Origin of the sequence: Micromonospora yasonensis, from assembly GCF_026013475.1 — a bacterium.
In the GTDB taxonomy this organism is placed as follows: Bacteria; Actinomycetota; Actinomycetes; order Mycobacteriales; family Micromonosporaceae; genus Micromonospora; species Micromonospora yasonensis.
Genome location: NZ_JAPDPH010000320.1, coordinates 1 through 6,125 on the forward strand (window position 1 = coordinate 1; position 6,125 = coordinate 6,125).

General features: G+C 73.7%; 5 protein-coding genes. 4 read left to right on the forward strand and 1 reads right to left on the reverse strand.

Going from position 1 to position 6,125, the window contains the following annotated elements; translation table 11 throughout:
• The first annotated feature begins 127 nt into the window (after nt 1-127).
• Together ONA70_RS33945 and ONA70_RS33950 are read left to right on the forward strand one after the other, a co-directional pair.
• Nucleotides 128-1,990: a thiamine pyrophosphate-dependent enzyme gene (locus ONA70_RS33945; protein WP_265010574.1), complete on the forward strand. Its 1,863-nt coding sequence runs from the start codon at nt 128-130 to the stop codon at nt 1,988-1,990.
• A 112-nt stretch (nt 1,991-2,102) separates the two neighbouring features.
• Nucleotides 2,103-3,896: a glycoside hydrolase family 15 protein gene (locus ONA70_RS33950; protein ID WP_265010575.1), complete on the forward strand. Its 1,794-nt coding sequence runs from the start codon at nt 2,103-2,105 to the stop codon at nt 3,894-3,896.
• 79 nt (nt 3,897-3,975) lie between these two features.
• Here the strand turns inward: ONA70_RS33950 and ONA70_RS33955 are convergent, their stop codons facing one another.
• Nucleotides 3,976-4,350 (reverse strand): hypothetical protein, encoded by a 375-nt coding sequence (locus ONA70_RS33955; protein ID WP_265010576.1) that lies wholly within the window; start codon nt 4,348-4,350, stop codon nt 3,976-3,978.
• 268 nt (nt 4,351-4,618) lie between these two features.
• Between ONA70_RS33955 and ONA70_RS33960 the strand changes: the two genes are divergently transcribed.
• Nucleotides 4,619-5,410, forward strand: coding sequence for a thioesterase II family protein (locus ONA70_RS33960; RefSeq protein ID WP_265010577.1), 792 nt, complete (start codon nt 4,619-4,621; stop codon nt 5,408-5,410).
• A partial coding sequence (locus ONA70_RS33965) for a condensation domain-containing protein (RefSeq protein WP_265010578.1) occupies nt 5,407-6,125 on the forward strand: 719 nt, incomplete at its 3' end. The genes ONA70_RS33960 and ONA70_RS33965, both read left to right, overlap by 4 nt.

Here is a 6,125-nt window from a genome sequence, read left to right on the forward strand (position 1 = left end):
CCGGCCCGCCACACCCGCGCAGGCGTGCGCGCTGCCGCGGGCGTGGCGCTGCTCGCCGTCGCAGGCGCGGCCGCCGTCACCCGCTGGCGGGCACACCGCCGCTAGATCATGAGGAGACCGAAGCGACATGGCTGAGGAACGCACGGCCGCCGACGCGCTCGTGGAGCGGCTCATCGACTGGGGCGTCGACACGATTTTCGGCCTGCCGGGCGACGGCATCAACGGACTGGTCGACGCGCTGCGCAAGAAGACCGACCGGATGCGTTACATCCACGTCCGGCACGAAGAGGTCGCGGCCATGGCGGCCGTCGGCTACGCCAAGTTCACCGGCCGGCTCGGTGTCTGCTTCGCCACCTCCGGCCCGGGGGCCGCACACCTGCTCAACGGGCTCCTCGACGCCCGCGTCGAACAGGCCCCGCTGCTGGCCATCACCGGCATGTCGTACCACGACCTGATCGGCACCAGCTACCTGCAGGACGTCAACACCGACTACCTGTTCAACGACGTCACCGTCTACAACCAGCGGATCATGGGACCGTCCCATGTCACCAATGTCGTCGACTACGCCGTACGCACCGCCCTGGCCGAACGCGGACCCGCGCACCTGGCCTTCCCGATCGACTATCAGGCCGCGCCCGCCGGATCCGGCACCCGCTACATGCGCAACGTGCCCGGCCACACCTCCACGACCTGGCGCCCCCCGATCCGCGTGCCGCAGGCCGAAGACCTGAAGGCCGCCGCCGCGGCGCTGGCCGGTCGGACGAAGATCGCGATCCTGGCCGGCGCCGGAGCCCGTGGCGCGGGCGAGGAACTCGAAGCCATGGCCGAGGTGCTCGGCGCCCCGATCATCAAAGCCCAGCTGGGCAAGGACTGTGTGCCGGACGACAGCCCCTACACCACCGGTCCGATCGGGCTGGTCGGCTCCCTTCCGTCCGAGCAGGCCCTCGAGCAGTGCGACGCGCTGCTCATCGTCGGCTCCACCATGCCGTACATCGAGTACTACCCCAACCCGGGGCAGGCCGTCTGCGTGCAGATAGACGACAAGCCCGAACGCATCGGCCTACGCCACCCGGTCGACGTCGCGCTGGCCGGCGACGCCCGCGCCACCCTCGCGGCCCTACGACCGCTGCTGTCCCGCAACGACAACCGGGACTTTCTGCACCAGGCACAGGCCGGCATGCGCGACTGGTGGGAGCTGATGGCCGAGCGCGGCTCGTCCCGGGACATGCCGATGAAACCGCAGGTCCCCGCATGGTCGCTCAACGAGGCGCTCGCCCCCGACGCGATCGTCTGCGGCGACTCCGGCACGGTGACCACGTGGGCCGCCCGCCAGATCAAGATCCGCCAGGGCCAGGCCTTCAGCTTCTCCGGCACGAACTGCTCGATGGCCGCCGGCCTGCCGTACGCGATCGGGGCGCAGGCCGCCTACCCCGACCGTCAGGTCGTCGTCTTCACCGGTGACGGATCACTGACCATGCAGCTCGGCGACGTGCTCACCGCGGTGCAGCACCAACTCCCCATCAAGATCGTCGTGATCCGCAACGACACCCTCGGCCTGATCAAGTGGGAGCAGATGGTGTTCCTCGGCAACCCCGAATACGGCGTCAACTTCGCCCCGATGGACTTCGTCAGGTTCGCCGAAGCCTGCGGCGCCACGGGCGTCCGTATCGAGGACCCCGCTCGCTGTCCGGACCAGATGAAACAGGCACTGGCCACCGCCGGACCGGTGATCGTCGAATGCGTGGTCGACCCGCACGAACCCCCGATGCCGGCGAGGGCCAAGAAGGAGCAGGTCAAAAAACTGGCGGCCGCGCTTCGCGCCGGTACGCCCAACCGCAACCGCATCGCCCTGCAGATGGTCAAGGACATCCTCGACGAATCCAGCTTCGACGCCAGCCCGGGCGGTGTCGTGCCCGACAGGCTCGGGCAGGCTCTGTCCGGTGCCGCGCACCGGCTGCGCGACCGCGCCGACGGCGAAGAACGGGCGTGAGGGAAGGCCGGAGTCGGGAGAAATCCGATCCAGAAAAGCGGTACCGGGCGTACGGACGTCCAGGACGGGTACGGGCCGGCCCGGGGGCCGAGGCTGGCGGGGGGTGTGGCCGGTGCGCCGAGACGAAGAGCCGAGCCGACCGACGGCCGGCGACGAACACGAGCCACGCGTGCTGCGCGAGTACGCGCTGCTCGCCGATGGCCACCGCGGGGCGCTGGTGGGGCCGTACGGGGACGTCAGCTGGCTGTGCGCTCCGGGCTGGGCCGATCCTGCCGTCTTCTCCGGACTGCTCGGCGGCCGCGGGGAGTACGTGGTGACACCGGCGAATTCGCGATTCGTGTGGGGCGGGCACTACGAGGCCGGGTCGCTCATCTGGGTGAGCCGGTGGGTGACCACCGACGGCATCATCGAGTGCCGGGAGTCCCTGCTGTTTCCCGGTGAGCAGCGGCGAGTGGTGCTGCTGCGCCAGGTCCACGCGGTGGACCGGGACGCGGTCGTCCGGGTCCGGCTGAATCCACGGGCCGACTTCGGCCGCGTCCCGCTGCGTGACGCCCGCCGGGACGGATCGCTCTGGCTGGCCCGCTGCGGCGACCTGCACCTGCGCCACACGGGCGGGGAGAACCTGGGCCTGGCCGCCGGCGGGGCGCTCTGCGGACAGTTGCGGGTGCCCGCCGGGGGGCAGCACGACATGGTGCTGGAGATCGCTACCCACCCGCTGGATGATCCGCCTCCGGAACCCGGAGCGCTGTGGCGGACCACCGAGCACGCCTGGCGGGAGTCCCTGCTGCCACCGGCCGGCGGCGACGCCCACCGCGATGTGGTCTTCGCGTACGCCGTGCTACGCGGCCTGACCCGACCGGGCGGTGGCATGGTGGCGGCGGCGACCACCGCCCTGCCGGAGCGGGCGCTGGCCGGGCGGAACTACGACTACCGGTACGCCTGGATCCGGGACCAGAGCTTCGCCGGTCAGGCCGCCGCCCTGGTCGGCCGGTACGACCTGCTGGACGACATCGTCGCCTTCCTCACCGAACGGGTCCTGGCCGACGGCGACCGGCTCGCCCCCGCCTACACCGTCGACGGCAGCCCGGTGCCGGAGCAGCACGGGCTACCGTTCCTGCCCGGCTATCCCGGGGCGCCGCCGCGGGTCGGCAACTGGGTACGGGAGCAGTTCCAGCTGGACATCTTCGGTGAGGTCCTGCTGGTGTTGTCGCAGGCCGCGCGGCGTGACCGGCTCGACCGCTCGGCCTGGGACGCAATGGAGCTGACCGCGCGGGTGATCGCCGACCGCTGGGGCCAGGCCGACTCGGGCATCTGGGAGCTGTCGCCCCGGCAGTGGACCCACTCGAAGTTGATCTGTGTGGCCGGGCTGCGGGCGGCGGCCGGCGTGGCGCCGGCCGGGCTGGGCGGGCGGTGGGCAGCGCTCGCCGACGCGATCCTCGCCGACGCGGCCACCCACGGCCTGCACCCGTCCGGGCGCTGGCAGCGGGCGTACGACGACCAGCGGGTTGACGCCTCGCTGCTGTTCCCCGGGATCCGGGGCGCGCTGCCGATGGGCGATCCGCGGACCGAGGCGACCCGGCGGGCGGTGCTGAGGGAGTTGGAGTGTGACGGCTACCTGTACCGGTTCCGGCCGGACAGCCGGCCACTCGGCGACGCCGAAGGCGCCTTCCTCCTCTGCGGGTACGCGGCATCGCTCGCCGCCTGGCAGGCCGGTGACGTCGTCGCGGCCAACCGGTGGTTCGAACGCAGCCGCGCCGCCTGCGGCCCGCCCGGCCTGTTCACCGAGGAGTACGACGTGCAGCAACGGCAACTGCGCGCCAATCTCCCGCAGGCGTTCGTGCACGCGATGATGCTGGAGACCGCGGTCACGCTCGGCCAGGCCCACCCCTGCCCGGTTCCCGACTGACCGTGCCGGGTGATCGTCAACGGCGCGGCGCAGCGCCGACGGCGCGGTTCGGCCGCCGGGCAGGACATGCCCTGCCTCGTCAGCCGGCGCGGCCGTTCCGCGGTCGGCGGGCCGCGCTCAGGTCGAGCAGGGCCCAGCCGCCGGCGATGGCCGTGTCGAGCAGCGCGATGCGGCGCTGCCGGCGGTCCACGGCGGCGAGCGCCAGTGCGGTCGTCGCGTGCAACGCGTCCGCCGCGGCCCCGGCGGTGAGCACGACCGGGGTCGGCCGGCGCAGGGTCATCGCGGCTTGGGCCAGGTGACGCACGCCGAGCACCCGCAGCACCGCCACGGCGAGCCCACTCGGATGCCCCCACCTGAGCAGTACCCGGTGCGGTGCCACGGTCAGGGCCGCACCCCAGGCCAGCCGCGTGAGGGCGCTGGTGTGCCACACCGGTGCTGCCGTCGGCGTGTCCATCGCACCACCCCTCCCCCGGCCGATTCACGCCACCCGGTAGGTCTCCGCGGCTGATGCCTGGGCAGCTACCCGTACCGATTGCCGCCAAACATGGCCCAGTTGCCGGTTCCGGCACGGCTCGTCCATCTGCGCGGCCGGGCCAGCGGGTGCGGGCTGGGGCGACCCTGCTGGCCCGGCTGCCCGGCGGACCGGGCCGAAGTGCCCACCACAGGCAACCCTCATCCGGCCCTAAGACCGCCGTCACGGGTCGTTCCTAGCGTCTGCGGCCATGGCGATACCACCCCCGCCACCGGCGACCGCTGCCTGGCTGAGCCGCGCGGCGCCGCGCCCGCAGGCCCGGCTGCGCCTGCTCTGCCTCCCCTACGCCGGGGCGGGCGGTGGGGCGTACCGGGCGTGGGCGACCTGGCTAGGACCTGACGTGGAACTGTGGACCGGGCAACTGCCCGGCCGGGAACGCCGGCTGGCGGAACCGCCGCTGGACAGCCTGGCCGGCCTGGCCGCCCCGCTGGTCGACGCGATCACCGCCCGGATCCGGCCACCGTTCGCGATCTTCGGACACAGCATGGGCGGCCTGCTCGGGTACGAGGTGACCCGCCGGCTGGTCGAGCGGGGCGACCCGGCGCCGCAGCGGCTGGTGGTCTCCGCCGCCCAGCCCCCGCAGCACGCCGGCCGGACCGGCCGGGCGCACACCCTCGACGACGCCGGGCTGACCGGCTGGCTGCGCGACCTCGGCGGCGTCCCCGACGAACTGCTCGCCGACCCGGCTCTGCTCGGGCTGATCCTGCCCACCGTACGGGCCGACCTGGCCGCGGTCGCCACGTACCGGCCGGCGGAGGTCGTCGCACTGCCGCTGCCGGTGGACGTGGTGGTGGCGACCGACGACCCGGTGGTCGGCCCGGAGGCGGCGGCCGGCTGGGCCGCCTGCACCACGGCCGGGCTCACCCTCACCGTCGTCCCCGGCGGTCACCTCTACCTGCACGACACCCCTCCCCCGCTGCACCGCCTGCTGGCCGGCGGCGGCAGGGCCGCCCACGCGTACGCCGAAGGGGCCACCCCATGACGCAGAACCTGCACCCGGACCTCGCCGATCTCACGCCCGAGCAGCGGGAACTGCTGGCCCTGCGGCTGCGCCGGGCCCGGGAGCGCCGCCCCGAACCGGGCGCGCCCCGGCCGCTCTCGGCCACCCAGGAGCAGCTCTGGTTCCTCGACCGGCTCGACCCGGGCACCCCGGTCTACAACGTGCCCTTCGCCGAGCGGATCAGCGGCCCGCTCGACGTCGCCGCCCTGCACCGGGCGGTCAACGCGGTGGTGGCCCGGCACGACGCGCTACGGATCGTGTTCACCGAAGCCGACGGCGCGGTCACCCAACGGGTCCGGGACGCCCTGGAGGTGCCGCTGCCGGTGACCGACCTGGCGGCGCTGCCCGAGCCGGCCCGCCGGGAAGCCGCGGCGCGGGAGACCGTCGAGCACGCCGCCGTCCGGTTCGACCTGACCGCCGGCCCGCTGCTCGCGGTCCGCCTGCTGGCCCTCGGCGACGACGAGCACCTGCTGCTGGTGACCGTGCACCACATCGTCTTCGACGCCTGGTCGGCCGGGCTGTTCCGGGACGAGCTGATCCGCTGGTACGGCGAGTTCGCCGGCGGCGTACCGGCCGAGGTGCCGGCGCTGCTGGTGCGCTTCGTCGACCACGTCACCGCGCGGCGCCGGCCGGACGGCGAGGCGGCACTGGCCGCCCAGCTGGCGCACTGGCGGGAACGGCTGGCCGGCGCGCCGGC

What these genes read in the sequence shown, in the direction of transcription:
- ONA70_RS33945 (WP_265010574.1), top strand. Translation starts at nt 128, where the DNA reads ATGGCTGAGGAACGCACGGCCGCCGACGCGCTCGTGGAGCGGCTCATC.
- ONA70_RS33955 (WP_265010576.1), bottom strand. Translation starts at nt 4,350, where the DNA reads ATGGACACGCCGACGGCAGCACCGGTGTGGCACACCAGCGCCCTCACG.
- ONA70_RS33960 (WP_265010577.1), top strand. Translation starts at nt 4,619, where the DNA reads ATGGCGATACCACCCCCGCCACCGGCGACCGCTGCCTGGCTGAGCCGC.